Origin of the sequence: Photobacterium jeanii, assembly GCF_001650345.1 — a bacterium.
GTDB classification, from domain to species: Bacteria; Pseudomonadota; Gammaproteobacteria; order Enterobacterales; family Vibrionaceae; genus Photobacterium; species Photobacterium jeanii.
In genome coordinates this window covers 792,175-811,905 of the sequence record NZ_LVHF01000033.1, presented here as the reverse complement: position 1 = coordinate 811,905, position 19,731 = coordinate 792,175, and the positions used below count along the sequence as shown (strand labels likewise).

At 43.0% G+C, this 19,731-nt stretch carries 17 protein-coding genes; 6 read left to right on the top strand and 11 right to left on the bottom strand.

What is annotated here, in order from left to right; genetic code table 11:
* Window positions 1–2: 2 nt before the first annotated feature.
* The 3 genes from A3K86_RS21010 to A3K86_RS21000 are packed head-to-tail and all read right to left on the bottom strand — an operon-like array spanning window position 3 to window position 2,414.
* A complete protein-coding gene (locus A3K86_RS21010) occupies window positions 3–263 on the bottom strand; it encodes a hypothetical protein (protein ID WP_068336205.1) in 261 nt (86 codons plus the stop codon).
* A complete protein-coding gene (locus A3K86_RS21005; protein ID WP_068336202.1) occupies window positions 260–1,330 on the bottom strand; it encodes an efflux RND transporter periplasmic adaptor subunit in 1,071 nt (356 codons plus the stop codon). Before A3K86_RS21005 ends, A3K86_RS21010 begins: the two co-directional genes overlap by 4 nt.
* Window position 1,331: 1 nt before the next feature.
* The gene (locus A3K86_RS21000; protein WP_146145596.1) at window positions 1,332–2,414 is read right to left on the bottom strand and encodes an efflux RND transporter periplasmic adaptor subunit; all 1,083 of its coding nucleotides are present in this window, start codon (window positions 2,412–2,414) and stop codon (window positions 1,332–1,334) included.
* Between the two features lie 161 nt (window positions 2,415–2,575).
* Between A3K86_RS21000 and A3K86_RS20995 the strand changes: the two genes are divergently transcribed.
* Complete coding sequence (locus A3K86_RS20995) at window positions 2,576–3,319, top strand: TetR/AcrR family transcriptional regulator (protein ID WP_068337130.1); 744 nt, start codon at window positions 2,576–2,578, stop codon at window positions 3,317–3,319.
* 98 nt (window positions 3,320–3,417) lie between these two features.
* Here the strand turns inward: A3K86_RS20995 and A3K86_RS20990 are convergent, their stop codons facing one another.
* From A3K86_RS20990 to nhaD, 6 genes are all read right to left on the bottom strand, one after another.
* Complete coding sequence (locus A3K86_RS20990) at window positions 3,418–4,257, bottom strand: isopenicillin N synthase family dioxygenase (protein ID WP_068336199.1); 840 nt, start codon at window positions 4,255–4,257, stop codon at window positions 3,418–3,420.
* Window positions 4,258–4,662: 405 nt separating this feature from the next.
* Complete coding sequence (locus A3K86_RS20985; protein ID WP_068336196.1) at window positions 4,663–4,968, bottom strand: hypothetical protein; 306 nt, start codon at window positions 4,966–4,968, stop codon at window positions 4,663–4,665.
* 167 nt (window positions 4,969–5,135) lie between these two features.
* A complete protein-coding gene (locus A3K86_RS20980; RefSeq protein ID WP_068336193.1) occupies window positions 5,136–7,160 on the bottom strand; it encodes a diguanylate cyclase domain-containing protein in 2,025 nt (674 codons plus the stop codon).
* On the bottom strand, window positions 7,160–7,684 hold the full coding sequence (locus A3K86_RS20975; protein ID WP_068336190.1) for a YfiR family protein: 525 nt from the start codon (window positions 7,682–7,684) through the stop codon (window positions 7,160–7,162). The genes A3K86_RS20980 and A3K86_RS20975 overlap by 1 nt, the downstream gene beginning before the upstream one ends.
* Window positions 7,684–9,780, bottom strand: coding sequence for a TonB-dependent receptor plug domain-containing protein (locus tag A3K86_RS20970; protein ID WP_146145595.1), 2,097 nt, complete (start codon window positions 9,778–9,780; stop codon window positions 7,684–7,686). Before A3K86_RS20970 ends, A3K86_RS20975 begins: the two co-directional genes overlap by 1 nt.
* Window positions 9,781–10,152: 372 nt before the next feature.
* Complete coding sequence (gene nhaD / locus A3K86_RS20965; protein ID WP_068336183.1) at window positions 10,153–11,580, bottom strand: sodium:proton antiporter NhaD; 1,428 nt, start codon at window positions 11,578–11,580, stop codon at window positions 10,153–10,155.
* A 313-nt stretch (window positions 11,581–11,893) separates the two neighbouring features.
* Here nhaD and A3K86_RS20960 point away from each other — a divergent pair, with 313 nt between their 5' ends.
* From A3K86_RS20960 to A3K86_RS20945, 4 genes are all read left to right on the top strand, one after another.
* The gene (locus A3K86_RS20960; protein WP_068336180.1) at window positions 11,894–12,739 is read left to right on the top strand and encodes an ABC transporter ATP-binding protein; all 846 of its coding nucleotides are present in this window, start codon (window positions 11,894–11,896) and stop codon (window positions 12,737–12,739) included.
* Complete coding sequence (locus A3K86_RS20955; protein ID WP_068336177.1) at window positions 12,736–13,737, top strand: ABC transporter ATP-binding protein; 1,002 nt, start codon at window positions 12,736–12,738, stop codon at window positions 13,735–13,737. The genes A3K86_RS20960 and A3K86_RS20955 overlap by 4 nt, the downstream gene beginning before the upstream one ends.
* Entirely contained in the window at window positions 13,734–14,207 is a 474-nt protein-coding gene (locus A3K86_RS20950) for a hypothetical protein (RefSeq protein WP_068336174.1), read from the top strand. The genes A3K86_RS20955 and A3K86_RS20950 overlap by 4 nt, the downstream gene beginning before the upstream one ends.
* A 274-nt stretch (window positions 14,208–14,481) precedes the next feature.
* Window positions 14,482–15,702 carry a D-alanyl-D-alanine carboxypeptidase family protein gene (locus A3K86_RS20945; RefSeq protein ID WP_084406714.1) on the top strand — a complete coding sequence of 407 codons (1,221 nt, stop codon included), beginning with the start codon at window positions 14,482–14,484 and terminating at the stop codon, window positions 15,700–15,702.
* Between the two features lie 102 nt (window positions 15,703–15,804).
* Here A3K86_RS20945 and sgrR read toward each other — a convergent pair whose 3' ends face one another.
* Window positions 15,805–17,505, bottom strand: a complete 1,701-nt coding sequence (gene sgrR / locus A3K86_RS20940; protein ID WP_068336171.1) for an HTH-type transcriptional regulator SgrR — start codon at window positions 17,503–17,505, stop codon at window positions 15,805–15,807.
* A 292-nt stretch (window positions 17,506–17,797) separates the two neighbouring features.
* Complete coding sequence (locus tag A3K86_RS20935; protein WP_068336168.1) at window positions 17,798–18,571, bottom strand: hypothetical protein; 774 nt, start codon at window positions 18,569–18,571, stop codon at window positions 17,798–17,800.
* Between the two features lie 303 nt (window positions 18,572–18,874).
* Here A3K86_RS20935 and A3K86_RS20930 point away from each other — a divergent pair, with 303 nt between their 5' ends.
* Window positions 18,875–19,603, top strand: coding sequence for a nitroreductase family protein (locus A3K86_RS20930; protein WP_068336165.1), 729 nt, complete (start codon window positions 18,875–18,877; stop codon window positions 19,601–19,603).
* Window positions 19,604–19,731: the final 128 nt, after the last annotated feature.

The window sequence follows — 19,731 nt, the reverse complement described above, 5'->3', positions numbered from 1 at the left end:
CGTTATTTCTCCACCGCTATTTGCTTGTAACTCAGCTCAACATCTAACGCTTTACTTAGCGCAAAAAGCCCAACACTATGTTGATATTCCATCCCCGTATCTGGCGATATCTTCATTTCTATTCCCGGCATCTGATCACCAATTAAGCGCCATACCAAAAACTGCCCCAGCTCACTCAAGAAGATCACACCGATAATCGACAGACCGATCATAATCACACAGCTCAACCATGCTCTCTTGTGTCTGAGTGCAGACTTCTTCACTGCGCAGCTCCTTCTGTGTGCTTAATTTCTGAAATCGTCATCCCGTCTCTTAACTTGCGTAAACTCGAAGTAACCAACACATCACCTAACTCAACGCCGCTACTTAAAATCGCGCCTTGGTTGGTCACTTGCTCAACGGTCACTTCTTTTGGATGTGCTTCGCCATCTTGCACTTTCCACACTAAGAACTGCCCCTCTTCTCGCCCTGCTTGTAATGCAATTAAAGGAATTTGGTACCCTTGTAACGTACTCAGACCAGCTTTCACCATATCAACTTTAAGCGCCACGCTAGTACCCGGCATGATGGCTGGTGTTTGCTGTGCCATTTCGAACCACACACGATAAGTTTGTGTTTGTGGCTCAGGTTCACTGGTGTGCTTTAAATAAGTCACAGGGTAATAACGGCTATCACCACCAAAACGAGCTAAGGGTTGATAACTCTTTTTCTTCGTCGATGGGTTGATCATCGCAATCACAGTGTCTGACACAGGCATATTGATGTAGATTTTGTCGTCTTGATACACACTAATCACTGGCTCACCAGGCGACACTGTTTCAAAAGACTCTTTATCTACATCGGAAACAACGCCTGCAAACGGTGCAACTAATCGGGTATAACTCAAACGTGTTACTGCAGACTGATACGCTACTTCACGTAAGCGCTGATTAGCCGTTAACTCATCAAGCTCTGCTTTTGAAATCATCTTTTGCGTAAACAATTCACGACCACGTTTTAATTGCTTGGTTGTCAGTTCAAATTGCGCTTTTGCATCATCACGTTGTTGCTCGAATTTGTACGCATCAAGCACCGCCAGCAACTGACCTTTCTTAACTGGCTGCCCTGCTTTCACCAGCACTTCTCTAAGTTCGCCTTCAACACGAAAAGCTAACGGTGTATTCTCCGCCGCTTCAACCTGACCGTTAAAAACGCGGTATTGGTTTTCCACCGACTCGGCAACTTGTAGCGTCGATACAGGTAGCGCCTGGGCTGCGACCGTCATTTCTGTTTCCTGACATCCAGCCAGCACCGCAATACTCAACGCGAGCAGAGACAGTTTTTTCAGCATGTTAAATTCCACCTTCACGTTCCCATGCACGTACTTGCTGACCGGCGTACAAATCTTTTGCACCAGCGATAACAACCATTGAACCTTGTGCTAAGCCTTGCTTCACACGCCCTTGTTCATCAAGCTCTACTTCTACCGCATTGATTGATGATGTAATTGGGTTAAATTTCCAAACCGTACCAACCGTTTGATGTTTCTCTACCCACGCGCCTTCAGGCAAGGTAACTGTTGTACCAGCATCTGGTTGCGCGATATGTACTTTGCCTGCCATGCCCGCCAGCACATTCATGTCTGTTGGACGCTGAATCGTCATCTTGGCGGCATAGGTATTAGTCTCTAAATTCGGTTGAGTCGAAATTTCTTTTAGCTGCGCTTTAACAGGAGCTTGAGGGAAGTTATCCATCACGACCCAAGAGGCTGCATCTTTGATTTCTGCAAGGCTCATTTGCTCAACCAAAGTCACAGGTAATTGGAAACTGATATCTAAACTATCGACATTTTGAATATTTAGAATCGCTTGGTTTGCCGCCACAAACTGGTATGGATTAACCATTCTCAGCGATACCACACCATCGAAAGGCGCTGTAATTAACGTATCTTCTAGGTCAGTTTTCGCTTGCTCGATATTGGCAATCGCGGCTTTATAGCGGGTTTCGTTCTGATCAAATTGATCGGTACTAATTAGCTTTTTAGTATGAAGCTGCTTTGCACGTTCAAATTGGCTTTTTGCTAGCTCGTATTCTGCATATTTAGCATCAAAAGCTAAGCGATAGTCCTTGTCGTCCAGTACCGCTAACACTTGGTTTTTCTCTACCTTCTGACCAACGTTAACTAGGATCTCTTTTACTTCACCCGTTACCTTAAATGACAACTGAGCACGCTGGGCAGCCTCCGCTTTACCCGGAAAACTGCTGCTCTGTTGTGCTGCTTTAACTGGCACTTCATACAACTTCACCGATTTCACCACCTCGGCAGTCGGTTCGGAATTTGCCTGATTACATCCCATCAAAATGCTACTCATTAGCGCAATGGCGGCCATTTTCGCAAAGGGGCTAGATATCTGCTGCTGTCCTTTCACGTGCATTTTCTCGCTTTGTTTTACTATACACATGTGCAGTATAGATTGATTCAATCTAAGATCAACTATATTTTACAGGTGGACAGCAAAAAGTTAGGCTATGCATAAAGGTGACGCCATAACGAATTTCTGGTAAAAATTACGTGGGAAATGAAGTAACTATGACGATGACTGAAAAGAAACAAGGCCGTCGCAGCGCACAGGCCGCCGAAGAAACTAAGCTGCTTATCATAAAAACTGCCGCAATGATGTTCTGTGAACAGGGCTTTGAGCGCGTGTCTTTACGTAATATCAGTGAAGAAGCAGGTGTCTCGCATAGCCTTATTCGCCACCACTTTGGTAGCAAAGAAAAGATTTGGCATAACATCAGCGACTGTTTACATGCCTACTTCCTGTCGTACATGTACAAGCTGCAGGAAAGCATCCCATCTGATTTGCCAAGCAACATTATCTTGTACCGTTTCATCACCATGTTGTTGGCACAGCAGTTGGTTCACCAGCAACCCATTCAGCTGATCACTGACGGTATTCGCCAAAGCGATGAGTTAATGGATTACTTCTTAGACAGTAAAGGTGATTTGGAAGAGTTTGTTAACCAATTGGTTGATACCTTCCATCGAGACTTTCCAGACTCAGAGATCAATGTATGGGAGCTAAAATGGCAAATGATGATTTACGCCAACGGCGCAGTAAATTTAAAACCATTTTTGTTAGAGACATGGAAACATGAAACCCAAAACTATGAGCAATGTTTGCTTAATCACTGGGAGTTATTTAACCAACACATGGCAAAACACCTGAATGTGACGCCAGAAGAAATGCTCCACCCTGAAAAGCTTGAAGATATTTTGATCGAGCTACCTTGCGAATGGGGCTGTGATCTTAACAGTAAAACTTGCGGCGAAAGCTAAAGACATCACGACAACAAAAAACGGCAGCACTTCTGTGCTGCCGTTTTTATATATCTCAGCTAAATCCCTCAACAAACATTGCGGGAATTAACTCAAAATTAAATCACACCTAGCTCTTTCAGGCGCTCTGTTAAGTAAGAGCCCGCAGTATGACGCTCAGAAAGCACAACCTCTGGTTTTGGGTGTAAGAACAGTGGTAGTGAAATACGTGACTTAGTCTTATCAGCACCTTCAGGGTTGATAACGCGGTGCGTCGTTGACGGAAAGTAACCATCTGACGCCTCTTGTAGCATATCGCCGATATTGATGATCAAGTTACCGAAGTCACAAGGTACATCTAACCACTCACCATCTTTGGTTAACACTTGAAGGCCAGGCTCATTCGCAGCCGGAAGTACAGTGAGTAAGTTGATATCTTCATGAGCCCCCGCACGAATTGCACCTAGCTCTTCATCGCCTTGAAGCGGTGGGTAATGCAGAACGCGAAGTAGCGTCTGCTCGCTGTCTTCAATCATGCTTGATAGCGGTTGACTGAATTTGCCAGATACTGCTTCTGGTGCGTGCTTTTCTACCCATGACAGTAGCTCAGCTGCAAGTTCATTGGCTTGCTGGTAGTAGCTCTGAATTTCTTCGCGAAGTGACTCAGGGCATTGACCCCATGGGTAGTAGTGGAAAAACTCTTTAATGTCTTTCTTACTATGACCTTTGGCTGTTTCAGAAACATCCGTTGGGAACAAACCATCTTGCGTTTCAACATTAAAACGGAAATCCATTTTGTCGTCGCTGTTAAAAAACGCATACCAATTTTCATAAATGGCGTTCACTAACTTTTGCTGAATTGGGTGATTTTTCAATACACCAAAACCTGTATTACGTAGGGATTCAACAAATAGCTGCTCCGCATTTTCTGCGGTGTAATCAACGGCTTCTAGTTTCATTTTCACTTTTCCGGCTGAGGCTTTATAGTTTCCATCTGAACGCCAATATCATTTTCGTTGCTCAGATTGGCTGATACCTGAACCTTTGTCGTTAATAGTAAGAATTACAGTCAATCACCCGCAGGCACTTCGCTGTATTATGGTGACAAAGTGGTTTATTTGACCTAAATCAAGGTTACAGTTCGAATTTTATGTGCTTCACATGCGCGTAACAAGAGTAGACACTTAAAATATCAGAAACAGTCTGTTTACACCCAGAAACTAGCAAACGTTAACCCAAACGTTTGCCTCACTAGCCAAGAATAAGTCCAGTGCAAAATACGAATTTCAGGTAAAAGAAAACCCTGCATAACAGGGTTGTTCAAAAAGTCATTTATACCGTAAGGTTGACGCTAAAAAGCAGAGCTAAAGATCACGCATCAAAGTTTCATACTCATCAGACGCACGCTCGATCAACTTTAACAATGCTGTGGCATCATCGTTTCCCAGCTCTAGCTTCCACTCAACTTTATTGGCATCCGCTTTCACACTATGGCAAACCAGTTCCGTTTTTTGGTGCTCAGTGTGAAAGTGAAGTTGTTCGAAATCAGCCTCGAAGTGACGGTGATCTTCTGGAATATCGACTTCAATTACGCCCGAAGCCGCAATTTTAATATCCGCGAATCTTGCCTTGTCCCCCACTAAAGCAACATGTCTGCATTCAGCTAACATGATGGAGCCTCCCTATTCATTCCAATTTGTGATTGCTTGCTCTAACAGCCATAGAGCAGCATTCCACGATCCTTTAGCCAGCATTACAAAGTGTAGTCAACTGGTACGTGTTTAAATAAAAATTCACAAAAATAGAATAATGGGAAACACCTTAGCCAAAAAACTAATTATTTACGCAGCTCTTCAACATCAGCGCATACCACAGAGCTATTACGATTTTGCTTTGCCTTATACATAGCAGCATCAGCAGCCTGCAGCACTTCTTCAATCGAGGTTAATTTCGAATGCTGGATCACGCTAAAACCAATACTCGCTCCCACCTTTAATTGATGCTTTTCAATGTGCATACAACGTGAGATTGCATCTGAAATTCGATTTGCGGCGTACAATGCTTCTCTATAACCTCGAATATTATTCACTATAATCACAAACTCATCACCAGCTAAGCGTGCGACAAAATCCCCATCACGCACACTAGCCAGCATTCGCTCAGCAACCACTTTTAACACTTTATCTCCCACATGGTGACCATAGGTATCATTCACGGGTTTAAAGCCATCAAGGTCGATATATAACACTGCAAACTTATCATCACTTTGAATGTCTGCTGTTTGGATTTTATCTTCTAATACATCAAACAAGCGCTTACGGTTAGCTAAGCCGGTTAATGCATCGTGATGGGCAAGGTACTCAAGCTGCTCCAGCTCTTTAATATGGCTTAAATCACTGATCGACATAACGATTTGCATACGCTCGCCGTCATGACCGCCGATAATATTAGCCCGCACTTCAAGTGGAATAAGAACGCCATCACTGCGTTTTTCACATAGCTCACCACGCCAACGACCACCGTGCAGCTGAAGCGTTTGAAGAATTTCAGCAAAGTTTTCCATCGACAGAAATTCATCAATGAAGTGACCCATCAAATGTTCGGGCACGTAGCCCATCATATTGGTCAGCGCTGAATTTACCATCTGGATCATTCCTTCGCTGTCAGTCACTAAAATGCCTTCACTACTTTGATCAAAAATACGCGCCGCTAAGCGCTGCTGCTCTTCCGACAAATATTTTTGTGTCACATCTTCAATCGCAACCAATAACTGATTTCGTTCAACTAATGGGCGAGCTTTTACATTGTAGTAATGAGGTAACTCTTGTGGATCATTGGCTTTGATCAACTTATCGAAACCTTCGTTGTTAATCGTTAATACAGGCTCCAGCTCCGTACCATAAACATCCCAGAACTTATCATTCATGATATCGCGTAGCGTTAAGCCTCTAAAGTCGCCATCAACACATTGAAAGACTTCTCTACAGGCACTATTCGCCAACACAATTTGTCCTTTATCATTTAACACCAACAACGCATGCTGTACCGTTGACAAAACATCATCCACAAATGCTTTTTCACTCGCAACTTGATCAAGCGTGGCGGAAATCTGCGCATCACGCTCTTCCATATGATCAAGCATGTCATTAAAGCATTTCACTAAACTGCCAATCTCATCGTTGGCATGCACTTTAGGTCGCTGGTTCAAACGTTGAGTACTCGCCAAGTTTTGCATGGCATTACTTAAGTTTTCTACTGGACGTACAACCCAAATACGTAACTGACGCAACAGCAAAATACACAGTAGAGCCATTGGGATCAGCAATAACATACAGAATCGTAATAAGTCGGTTTTCGCTTTATTCAGCTCTTGTAGTGAGATGGCTCCTTGCATACTTGCCACATTAGATTGCGCAACAACTACAGGGATCGATATGTAGAGATAATCTGAGGTGAAATAATGATCAAAGGCATTTTTGTTTAGTTTGGCAAAGCTCTCTCTTAAATCTAGATGTATGTCTTTCTGTATATGGCCCGACTTTGCAATACCTTCAGCATGATAAGTAGCAAATACTGATCCGTCTTCTTTTACAACATCAACATGATACACAAGATGGTCAGCCCTAAACGCTGACAAAATTTCTTCACTACTCATAGCATCATCAAATAGCAAGGCAGCTTTTAAGTTAATCGCAACCCCTTTCCCTAAAATAAAAGATCGCGCTAACAAGTTATCTTGTTCTGTCTTTAATACAGAGAAGACACTAAAGATGCTAAACGCAAAGAAAATCACAATCAAAATTGTCGTAACAGGGATCGTCATTTTCTGACGAATAGACATAGATTTTAGATAGTTACGCATCACTTCTCTCCTTGCGGTTGAGAAATGATTTTAGAAATACGTAACAGTTGGGAGCGCACTATCACATTGTTCTTATCAGCTTGATCAATATTAATAACAGGAAGAATACGACCTGACTTTTCACGAAACTCCACCATACCTTGTGTTTCTGCAAAAGCACGAGCATCACTGACGCTCACTAATCCTTCACGTTCTAACTGGTACGTATGATTTTTCGTACTTTCTGGTGTCAGGTAAACAAGCTGACAATCGTTAAGCTCAGCTTCATTTTGGACACGATGAAAAACCAGCGCTTTATTTCGCACTGTTTGACTATCCAAAACTTGTTCTAATACATCGGTTACATCGTTCTGACCAACGACACAATAATTAATGTGCTCAAGCGACTTTTCTTGTGGCCAGTGAATAAAGTTTGCAAAACGCACTAAATACACGGCTTTTACTTTGTCAGGATCAAATGTAACCGATGCTACTGCAGACCAGCACATTAGCAAAGAACATACGCCGAGGATAAAACGATTCATTACTGCATCATCCAAACCGCTTTAACATACACTTGGCGATCTAAACGATAAGCGGCAGAACGGTTTGATTCGTAATAACCATGATCGTTGAACACTCCATCGACCAAGACTTCCACTCGAGGCCAATCTTGTTTTTGTTGCCACGCCAAGCGAGCATCTAACGTTGAAATTTTGTCCCACCCATCGTGCGCAAAACCGTTGTTTTTGCCATGAATATATTTGTATACCAAGTCAAATTGCACTGTATCTGTTACATCCCACATAGTTTGAGCACTGATCATATGATTCGGTTGGCGTGTTCTCGTCTCGGAAATAAACTCATCAACACATAAGCCAGCTTGCTTACATTTTGCCTTGGCTTGGCGGAAAGAGTAATTCACATTGAAGCGAAAATCTGAACGAGGTTGCCAAAACGTTGCTAATTCAACGCCCCAGGTATTCGCTTCAATCTGATCGGTATACTTGTAAAACTCCATAGGTGATAAGTACCAAGGATCAACTGGCGGTGGTAATTGATACATAGCGTGATCATAGGCAATACCCCGTACATTATCATAATGGCTATAGTACAGAGTGGTACTCGTACTCAAAGTCGAAGACATATAATAGCGGTGGCCCATATCAAGTGTTACCACTGACTCTGTGCTCAAATTTTGTTCACCACGTACAATGGTGCTATCTAAACTAGACTGGTTCTCAGTAAGTTGCTCAACGTTAAAATCAAACATAGTTGAAGCAGTATCAACCATCGAAGGTGTCACAACAGCACGCCCAAGGCCAACCCAAAACTGGTGAGAAGGCGAATAATCATAAGAAAAGCGAGCTTGAGGCAACCATTCATAACGATCAACCAACCCAAAGTATTCAACTTTAACGCCGACATAGCTCGTTAGCCTCTCGGTCAAATCGGTTTCCAACTGACCATATACATTGTAACTTTGGTAAGTTTGTTCTAAATCACTGTAAATACGAGTTTCAACTGGCGCACGGTTCATCGAAAACCCTGATACAATTGGAACCACTTCACTTTTGGTTCCACGGCCACCACCACCAACCGTTAGCTCGCTTTCATCAAAAACAGGAAGGCGGTAATAAATATCAAGGTCCCAATTGCGATAGTTCCCTTTGAAGTACTCATAATTTAGATCATGCTTATCTGACCACAAATTAATCGACAACATCCCTGTATTTAATTCAGTGTCAATGTTCAACTTACCAAAGTACCCACGACTGTATTCATCGTAAGCCATCGAGGTTGGTGCCATAACACTAAAGTGCGATGTGGAAGATTCAGTGTGAATATCAGTATTATAAGCACCTAGTTGAAAAGTAACTTCACTATTACTCGTACTATGATCAACGCGCAAATTCGTGTTATAGCTACGCCAGTCACCACGATCTTCTGTGGAATACGCAGAACGAATAGCTTTGAACGATAATCGTGCATCTATATCTTGATTAACTTTGCTACCCAAGCGCAAATTCAACTCTTCATGATCTTCACCACCAAACATCAATTCTGTATATAAACCTCTCGTCTGATCTGCATCTTTAGTAATGATATTAATTACACCATTAGCTGCGTTACCCCCCCACATAGTCCCAGCAGGGCCTAGTAACACTTCAATACGATCGATATCCGCCATCATGATATTAAGGTTTTCCCATATCACACCCGATGTGATGGGATTAAACACACTTCGCCCATCAATAGAGACCAGTAGTTTATTGAAGAGCATCTCATTGACACCACGCGACGATACAGCCCAATTCGTTTCTGATAAGCGTGAGACATGAATGCCAGGAGCTAAGGAAAGAGCTTCTGGTACAGAGCGGGCACCTGAGCGACGGATTTGTTCAGCGGTAATCACATGCACAGCCGCTGGCACACTTTTTAGCGACTGCTCTTTTTTTGCAACCGATGTTAATGTCACAGACGCACGAGATAAGTCTTCTAAAGACATATCCATTAGAGTGTCAATTTCATCATTGGCCATTGCAACCGAGAAAGGAAGGAAAAAACTGGTTGGTAGCAATATATATTGAGCCAATTTTTTTGACGTAACGGCTTCTTTTATTTCTGAAAATCTATTCACTGCAGCTTCTTGATATTTTGCTGCCTAATTATTATTTTTATTTAGCAGCGTTCGGTATTTTTCTAATAATGTGTCGTTATTGTATCAATTTACATTAGCGAGTATCCAGACAATAAGTCCTTTCATTTCACCCATATCGCACAAAATCCAAACATAATGGGTAATTCTTTAATATTTAACAAGTTACACAATAAAATACAGTACAAAACCCCGTATAAATTCACCACACCAATAAATTAACAGGGATATATAAATGAGGCGATTATATTTCCAGTTATTTCAAATAGTGAATTTAGACGCAGTATTTGAGAAAGGTATTTCATTTAGATCGTAAAAGCCCGGCACTTATGACCGGGCCTTAAATACAATTACTTAAAACACATTGTTATTGAGCCACAAGTGCAAAAATATGCTGACAACGTAGCCTAGAAAAATAACAGGCATCCACTTTAAATGACCAAAAAATGTATATTTCCCATGTGCTGCTCCCATCAAGGCAACACCTGCCGCAGAGCCAATAGACAACAAGCTACCACCGACTCCGGCTGTTAATGTCACAAGCAACCAGTTACCTAACGACATTTCAGGGTTCATGGTGAGCACCGCAAACATAACAGGGATGTTATCGACAATCGCTGACAAAACACCAACCAAGCTATTAGCCAAAACAGGGTTCCACTCGGTGTAGATCACTTGCGACACTTGCCCTAAGTAACCTAGCAAGCTTAAGCCACCAACACACATCACAACTCCATAGAAAAAGAGTAGCGTGTCCCACTCGGCATGAGAGACACGACGAAATACATCAAAAGGAACCACTGAACCAAGGCGCTTCAATGCTTTTTCATCTTTATTTGCCTCTGCTACCGCACGTTTACGCGCCAGTGAGCGAGGTAATGTCTTGCGAAGGAAATAACCAAAGAATTGTAGGTAAGCAAGCCCCATCATCATGCCAACCACCGGCGGGAAGTGGAAAAAGCCATGAAAGCCAACAGCTGTAGCAATGGTTAGCAAGAAGAAGAACACAATACGACGAGCACCGCGTTTTAGCTCGACTTGCTGACTAATCGTATCTGGTTGTGTTTTCGGCACAAATAATGCCATTATCGCAGCAGGAACTAAATAGTTAGCGACAGAAGGTATAAATAACAACAGGAACTCGTTAAACGACGCATGTCCTGCCTGCCAAACCATTAAAGTGGTAATATCACCAAATGGACTGAATGCACCACCAGCGTTAGCAGCAACCACAATATTTACACATGCAATATTGATGAACTTAGTGTTGCTCCCACCGACTTTCATCACTACCGCACACATTAGCAAAGCGGTTGTTAAGTTATCGGCGATAGGTGAAATAAAGAATGAAAGTATGCCTGTTAACCAAAACAAAGTTCGATAATTAAAGCCTTTACTCACCATCCATGCCTGTAGGGCATCAAATAAGCGTCGCTCTTCCATCGCGTTGATATAAGTCATCGCGACTAAAAGAAAAAGTAGTAACTCAGCATACTCTAATAAATTATGCTCAAAAGCGTGTTTAGCGACATCGGTTTGACCATTTTGTTGAAACACATAGCCAATCATCATCCAAATAAAACCTGCAGCTAACAATACAGGCTTGGACTTTCTTAGTTGTAAATATTCTTCCCCCATAACAACACAATAAGCAATCGCGAAAATAATGAGCGAGGCATATCCTATTGTTGATTGTGTGTAATCAAGCCCTTCTCCGCTAGCAAAAACCCAAGGCGAGAATAAAACAGTACCCACGACAAGGCACCATTGCCGAATACTCATAATATGTACAACTCCCTTTATACTTAGTAGGCATCTTTCTTGATGCTATTATTTGAAAATAAAACGTTTCTACTATAGACAACTTGCCCTTTTCGTTATGTGAACAACATCGAAACGCTGACAATTTCGTAACATTTCACCAACAACCAATCTCATTCCAGCTTCTTTAATCCCACTTAGCTCGCAGAGATGAAACGTTTACCGAAAACTTTGCTAGCTGAATCACTTCACGGCAAAATCTCGCTTTACACAAATTGATAATGATAATAATTTTCACTCAAGTTATTTTGCAGTGAAAATTTAGGAGAAAGACATGGAACAGGCTTTCCATCCCGATCCACTAGTTAAAGTGCGAGACTTGGAGGTCACTTATGTCACTGACAACGGTGACTTCAAAGCTGTAAAGCGTGTAAGTTTTGATATTGGTAAAAGTGAAATTTTCGGTCTTGCTGGTGAGTCAGGCTGTGGAAAGAGCACCATTGCTTTCGCCATTAATCGCCTTCACAAGCCACCAGCATTGATTACTCATGGCTCTGTTCAATTTCAAGGGCGCGACCTGCTTTCTCTCAGTGAAGCGGAAATGGGCATTGTGCGCTGGAAAGAAATCGCCATGGTATTCCAAAGTGCGATGAACTCCCTCAACCCAGTACTGCCAGTAAAAGAGCAATTTGCTGATGTAATGCGTCACCACCTTGGCTATAGCAATGAACAAGCCAAACAACGCGCTGAAAAATTGCTGGATTTAGTCAATATTCCGCGTGAACGCCTGTCTGAGTACCCTCACCAATTTAGTGGTGGCATGCGTCAACGCTTGGTTATTGCAATTGCACTCTGTCTAAACCCAAAACTGATCATCATGGATGAGCCAACCACGGCATTGGATGTGGTTGTACAGCGCGAAATCTTGCAGCAAATTTACCAATTACGGAATGAATTTGATTTCTCAGTTCTCTTCATTACCCACGACCTTGCCCTAATGAGCCAACTTTGTAACCGCATCGCGGTCATGCGCCATGGGCAAATTGTGGAAGTCAATTCATCACATGAGATCCGTAATAATCCGCAGCATCCATATACCCAGAAGTTGTGGGCATCATTCCCGAACATTCATGAAGAAGCACAGCAACCAATTAAAGTGTCGGAGGAGATTGGCGCATGAACACACTAAACCCATCCAACACCGCAACCCACGATTTAGAACCGATCATTGAAGTGAAACACATCACCAAAGAGTTTATTGCTGGTGGTGGTTTTGGTAGCTCAGATATCTTCCGAGCACTGGATGACATCAGCTTCAACTTATACAAAGGTCGTACGCTTGCCCTCGTTGGTGAGTCAGGCTGTGGCAAAAGCACCTGTGCACGCTTGATCACAAAGGTGCACTCTGTGACAGAAGGTGAAATCCTGTTCAAAGGGCAAAACATCGATACCCTTAAATCGCGTAAAGATATCCTCGATTATCGCGGCAAAGTACAGATGATTTTCCAAGACCCATTCGGCTCTTTAAACCCAACCCATACTATTCGCCATCACCTAACCCGCCCACTGATGATCCACAGCCAAGTCAGTAAGCAATCAGAAGTCGAACCTAAGCTAAAAGAACTAATGGACTTGGTGGAATTACCGCATTCAGATCTAGATAAGTACCCCCACCAATTAAGTGGCGGTCAGCGCCAACGTATTAACCTAGCTCGCGCGATTGCCGTTGGTGCGGAAGTGATTTTGGCTGATGAACCAACATCCATGCTCGATGTTTCAATTCGTTTAGGTGTTCTAAACCTGATGAAAGAGATGAAAGAAAAAATGGGCATTGGTTTCCTTTACATCACGCATGATCTTGCAACTGCGCACTATGTCGCGGAAGAAACCGCCGTAATGTACCGTGGTCGAATTGTGGAATGGGGTGATACCCGCAGCATTTTACGTAACCCTCGCCATCCATATACCCGCTTGTTGATCTCAGCGGTGCCCGATCCCGATCTACCATTCCACCACTTATTGGAAGCCGATCCGAATTACTCGGTTAGTGCAGATAAAATTCGTCAGCTAAGCTTGAAGTCAGTAAAAGGTTATCAACAGATTGATGAGAATCACTTTGTTGCTAACTGGGAACAAGACTCAAGTGAGCAACATTCTGACAAGGAGCAGGTTGCATGACGGAACTCCATTTGTGGTTAGACAACATTAAAACCTGGTACCAAAAGCCGGTATCACCACAACAGAGAGACATTCAAACACTAATCGATGCATTAAATCATGCGCCAGATATCATCTTCTCCGATGTTAGCTGTGAAGCCCATAATGAAGCGCTAGCCTACTGGCTTGATGCTTGCCAACGGCTAAGTTTTTACTATCAAGACTTACCAGACAGTGAAAAAGCGTTTAATTACATGCAATTTGGTTATGCCAAATTACAAAGCATGGTATGTGACCAACAGATCGCGCCTGATTTAAAACGCTGGTGTCTGAAAAAGCTCGACCGAATGATTGTCGCCATGATGGAATTTTGCCAGCAACAGCCCGATAGCAAATGGCAACAAGAGAGCACGCAACTTATCGATCTCCACGTTGCCTTTATGGAAAGTCAGAACAACCTAAACCTTAGCTACAGTGAGAGCTACTATTAAGCACCACTGTTAAATGCCAAGACTTTCTCCCCGTCTGGTTTGCAAATAATCGCTCTAAACCTTTTGCAAGCCAGACACCCATCCCCCCCTTCGTTACCACCTTATGCTTTGCAGTATTGCTATCAAGCTCCAGTCTAACGTTCTATTTGATTGAAAACTAAAAGCTGGCTTTCACAAATTTATCCTAACTCGGTCAATATTTTACTAAGCTAGACAATAAGGCGTCGCAAACCTCAGCGCACCATTTCGCATTCATGGATAAGAAGGAAGCGTGATGAAATCAGCCAAACCTCTCGTCAAATTTGCCTTTATCACGGCAGCGATTACACACCTTGGGATTTCTCCCCCTGCTTTGGCTGAGCCCTCTCCTATGCCAACACCGCCGCAAGTCAGTGCCAAAGCTTGGGTCTTAATGAGTTATGCTTCAGGACAGGTCATAGCCAGTGAAAACGAACATGCACCACTCGCCCCTGCTAGCCTAACCAAAATCATGACTTCTTACGTCGTGGGTAAAGAAATCCAAGCTGGCCATATTACTAACGAAGATATCGTCATCATTAGTGAAAATGCTTGGGGAAAAAAATTCCCCGGATCTTCAAAAATGTTTTTGAATATTGGTGATGAAGTTTCGGTGGACGATCTTAATCGTGGCGTCATTATCTCTTCAGGGAACGACGCAACCGTTGCCCTTGCTGAACACGTTGCAGGGCATCAATCAGCCTTTATCGAAATGATGAACAATCAAGCCGAGCGGCTTAACATGCAAAATAGCTATTTCTCAAACCCACACGGTTTAGACGCTGAGGAACAATTCACCACCGCCTATGATATGGCCCTTCTCACACGCGCTTTCATCCAAGACTTGCCTGAGGTTTACAGCCTATACAAAGAAAAATCTTTTACCTTCCAGAAAATTAAACAGGGCAACCGTAACGCCCTATTGTGGGATAGCACCTTAAATGTAGATGGCGTGAAAACAGGCTATACCTCTAAGGCGGGATATAGTTTGGTATCCTCTGCCGAGCAAAATGATCAACGTCTTATTGCCGTTGTTATGGGAAGTGCTAGCACCCAGCAGCGAACATCAGAAAGCAAGAAGCTGTTAACTTGGGGATTTCGTTTCTTCCAAGATATTCGCCCACAATTTAATAATAAAGAGCTCGATCCAGTGAAGATCTGGTACGGTTCGCCTTCCAAAGTCGATGTTAGCTTAGGTGAAAGCGGTGTGATCACTGTCCCGCGTCGCCAACGTAAAAATTTAGAACACAAAGTGTATTACGACCCAAACCTTGAAGCCCCAATAGAAAAAGGCACTCAAGTGGGTAAAGTGGAATGGTACTTAAACGATGAATTATTAACGGTCCAACCTATCATCACAGCACAAGCGGTAGAAAAAGCACCTTGGTACAAAACCATGATAGACATGGTGTGGAGACCTATTGGGCAGTGGTTTAACAGCCAAGACTGGAATCCTGAACCCACTCAAACGCAGTGACCTCAAGCAAGTACCAGATACAACAGAGGGGCTTATATAGCCCCTCTTACTTTATTGCTTTCTTATTGTCTTGCTTTTATGCGATTTAACCGCACTAGTGCACTAGCTAAAATTGGGCTTCTTCCACACCGAAGTGAAATCAAACCACCCCAAAGAATTAGAAGTCATGCCCTGTAGTTCACCGCTGTTATCGACACCTAGCCAAGCATGGAATAAAGGCTGAATTTGATGACTCTGCACCAAGTTCATGCCAATCTCGTTAGCAGGAAACGCTTTGGTACTATCTGAACGCCACTCCGCAATCAAAGCCTCAAGTTGAGCAAATTCATCATCTGGCATTGCGCGATAAAGATGATCAAAACTGTATAACCAAGGCAAAATCGCTTCGTCTTGAGTCGTAGTCAGACTCATGCCACTGATCCAAATATCAACTTTACTCGCATGCTTACCAACCAGCATTTCAGCCGTTGAAAGCGAGAGTACCTTCACCTTCAACCCATCTTGTTTCAGTAACTGCGTCATTTTCTCAGCAATCAATGGATAAACCGGATGATCTTGCAAATGTGCAATCGTCACGGTACGTCGTGTCGGGGGGTATTGCACAGTAACGTTCATATTGGAGTTATGCGCCCAGCCCGGAAGCAATCCATAAGCATTGATCAAACGCAGCTCACTAAACTTCGCTTGATCGAGCAAACACTGCATCGCAAGGGTGTTAAAACGCTGAGCAAAATAATGTAACCACTCTTGATTGTTAGCAAGTCCAGTTTGGCGGTTGTAAAGCAAATAGTTACAACCTTCATCAAGGTGCAGTCGTGATGAGACACCACGCTCAGCGATTTCATCACTCTCGCTAACAGGCTTGAGGTAGAAAACATCAAAGTCTTCTAAGATCCAAATTTCCACCACGTCGATCATGGCACGAAAACCATAATACTGATCGAATGCTTCTAGTTTGACGCGCTGATTGTCATTTTGAGTTAGCTTATAAGCGCCAGTGCCGATAGGAAGCGCATCAGGATCGCGATGTGTCACCATTTCCGCTGGTTGAATAACAGCAAGGTGATCAGCCAACAAATACGGCAAACGTACATCATCACGTTTTAAGTGAATATCTATCGTGTGAGGAGCAATAGAATCAATTGACAATAAATGTCTAAACAAACGATGCTGCTTAACCTGATTAAGGGTCGCAATCACATCCTTAGTATCAAGCAACTTACCATTATGAAACCGAACGGCTGGACGTAAATAAAAACGCCAATGACGCGAGGATAATGCCTCCCAGTGGTGAGCCAAGTCAGATTCTACTTCCCCTTTTTTCTCATCTAAACGTGTTAAGCCACTAAAAATCTGCCGAACTAAGTGCTGTTCAGAGCGGCGTAACGGGGTAAGTGGGTCTAAATTACCGAAGGCACGATAGTAGGGTAAACGCACCACTTGCTTGCCTTGCTGAGTAGAAACACCCAACTGTTCTTGGATCAATTGCGCCAACATGGTGGCATCATTATTTAGAGCGGTAAGTGCAGGTTCAAGCTTACCTTCTGCGACTAGCTTTCTAGCATAGTTTTGCTGTAACTCATTATCTGTACTATGAAAAATAAGTCTAGATAACTTACCGCGTCCAACCGCAGGTTGCCAATCGATCCACCCTTTATCCGCCATCTTGTTCATGACCATACGCACATTACGATGAGTACAGAACAAGATCTCGGCTATCTCTTGTAGGCTGGTATCACTATCCTTACCTTCAAAGTGACTGTATAAACGATGGAACTGAGTTTTAAGACGCTGACCGCTCATAAAAGAGGAACCTGCTATTTTAATAGTTTAATTTAACACTTCCGTATTTTATCGTTAATTACGTGTTCATTGAATAACTATCACCAATAATAATTAACTCAATAACTTGTATTAAACCGATTGCTTAAGTATTAGCCGTAAAATATAGAACAAACAGCCTAACTAGACTCCACTCATGCCTGGTTTATCGAATAACAGACATAAAGAAAGGCAGTAAAAACTGCCCTTCTTTCTATTCACTAGCCATCATTCATCTCATCAACCGCTTAAGAACAAGCTTTCGTCATCACAATTAATGACCTTGGTTTTCATGATGTTGTGCCAGTTGTTGGTTCTTTGCTTCGAGCTCTCGTGAAACCTGCTCTAGTTGTTGATTCAGTTCTTCAACACGATGACGCTGTGCCTCAACCTGCTGCTTGGCTTGCTGCTCCATATCTGACACCAACTTTTCGTAATCAGATTTGGTTTTATCATGCTCACTTTGTTGCGTTGACAATGTCGATTGCAGTGCTTTAAGCTCCTTCGCCAGCGCTGTGTTCTCTTTACTTGCTGCGGTCAGCTCTGCTTTCGCTTTTCGTGCATTTTGCTGTGCCGTTTGTTTAGCTTTCACCGCTTTTTGCAGTTCTGAGGCTTTCGCTTGCTCCAATTCATCAAGCGCTACTTGCTTAGCATTTAACTGCTCATTCAAGACAAGTAGGTTCTGCTCAACTTCAGCTAACTTCTCATTGAATGTCTGAGCTTCAATCTCTTTTGATTGACTACCCATCCCAACCATGACGCGCCATGCATCCATATAATTATTGTGCATTTGGTTAATCAAATTGAATGGAAACACTAAACCTGATGCTTGTTCACGCTCGCATGCTATATAAGCATCTAGTTCTTCCAATATATCTAAAGCATGCTGATAGCTACCACCAACAGCTTGCTGAAGCTGATTAGCCGTGATCGTTTCTAGCGCTTTGCCAGCATCGAGCCACAGTTGAATTTGGGTGAAATACAGCTTTGGATCTATCCATGTTGAAGTTTTTAAATCAGGAAACACTGCCATGTTTGTCGTTTGCATAAAAAGTCCCTCAAAATAACCCCAGCAAATCAACTAACCACCAGCAACTCAGCCTTGCTAGATGAAACAACAAATTGCCTGCTAGGAAAAATACCTCTTTCCTTGTTAGCTTAATTGCATAAAAAATGCGCATCGAGAATGCAAAACAGCGAGCAACTTCAAGTTTATTTTTCCTACATGACATTTTGACGAATCAGAATTCGCAATGTTATTCACCTATGCAATAACACAACAATCAAATTGCTTGAAATCTGCACAGAATATAGGTAGAAATCGGTCAGGATTTTTACGAGCACGCTAATTATGACTGAACACAAACATGCCTTTGAGCAGCTGGTTCACAGCCGCCGCTCGGTGAGAAAATACGATCAAACCACGCCATTTAATCACCAAGCGGTAACGCGCTCATTAGAGCTGGCTGCACTTTCGCCAAACAGCTCTAACATGCAACTGTGGGAGTTTCACCGCATTGTGAGTGAAGACAAACGCAAAGAACTCAGCAAAATTTGTATGGGGCAAAATGCCGCCGCAACCGCAAACGAGCTTGTGGCTTTTGTTGTCACCCCTTACAAATGGGAATCTCGCGCTAAGATGAATGCCAAAGTGGTACGTGACGCTTTCGAAGGTCGCAACGATGCCACAGCGACTAAGGCATTGAAGTATTACGAAAAGCTGATCCCATTTGTGTACCGTAATGACCGTTTCGGCTTATACGGTATGGCGCGAAAAGTGTTGTGTGCATTCTTAGGTCGCAACAAACCTATGATGCGCGAAGTCACCAAAGCGGATGTGCGGGTGTGCTTACACAAAAGTAGCTCCCTTGCTGCGATGACCTTTATGACAGCCATGCGGGCTGAAGGCTACGACACTTGCCCGATGGAAGGATTTGATTCGGTTCGTGCCAAGAAGCTACTCGACCTACCAAAAGGCGCAGAGATCACCATGATCATTGGCTGCGGTAAACGTGCTGAAGATGGCATTTACAGCGAACGCCACCGAGTTGATAACGCCGAGATCATTTTCGAACACTAAGTCAATCTCGCAACAGATTTTACAGTATTCATTCATTGGTCTTAAGTACCTCTATTCTTAACCTCGGCAGATGAAAGAATACGCATCAAACTCAGCAATACACTGCGATTGCTGAGTTTCCCTTTTGT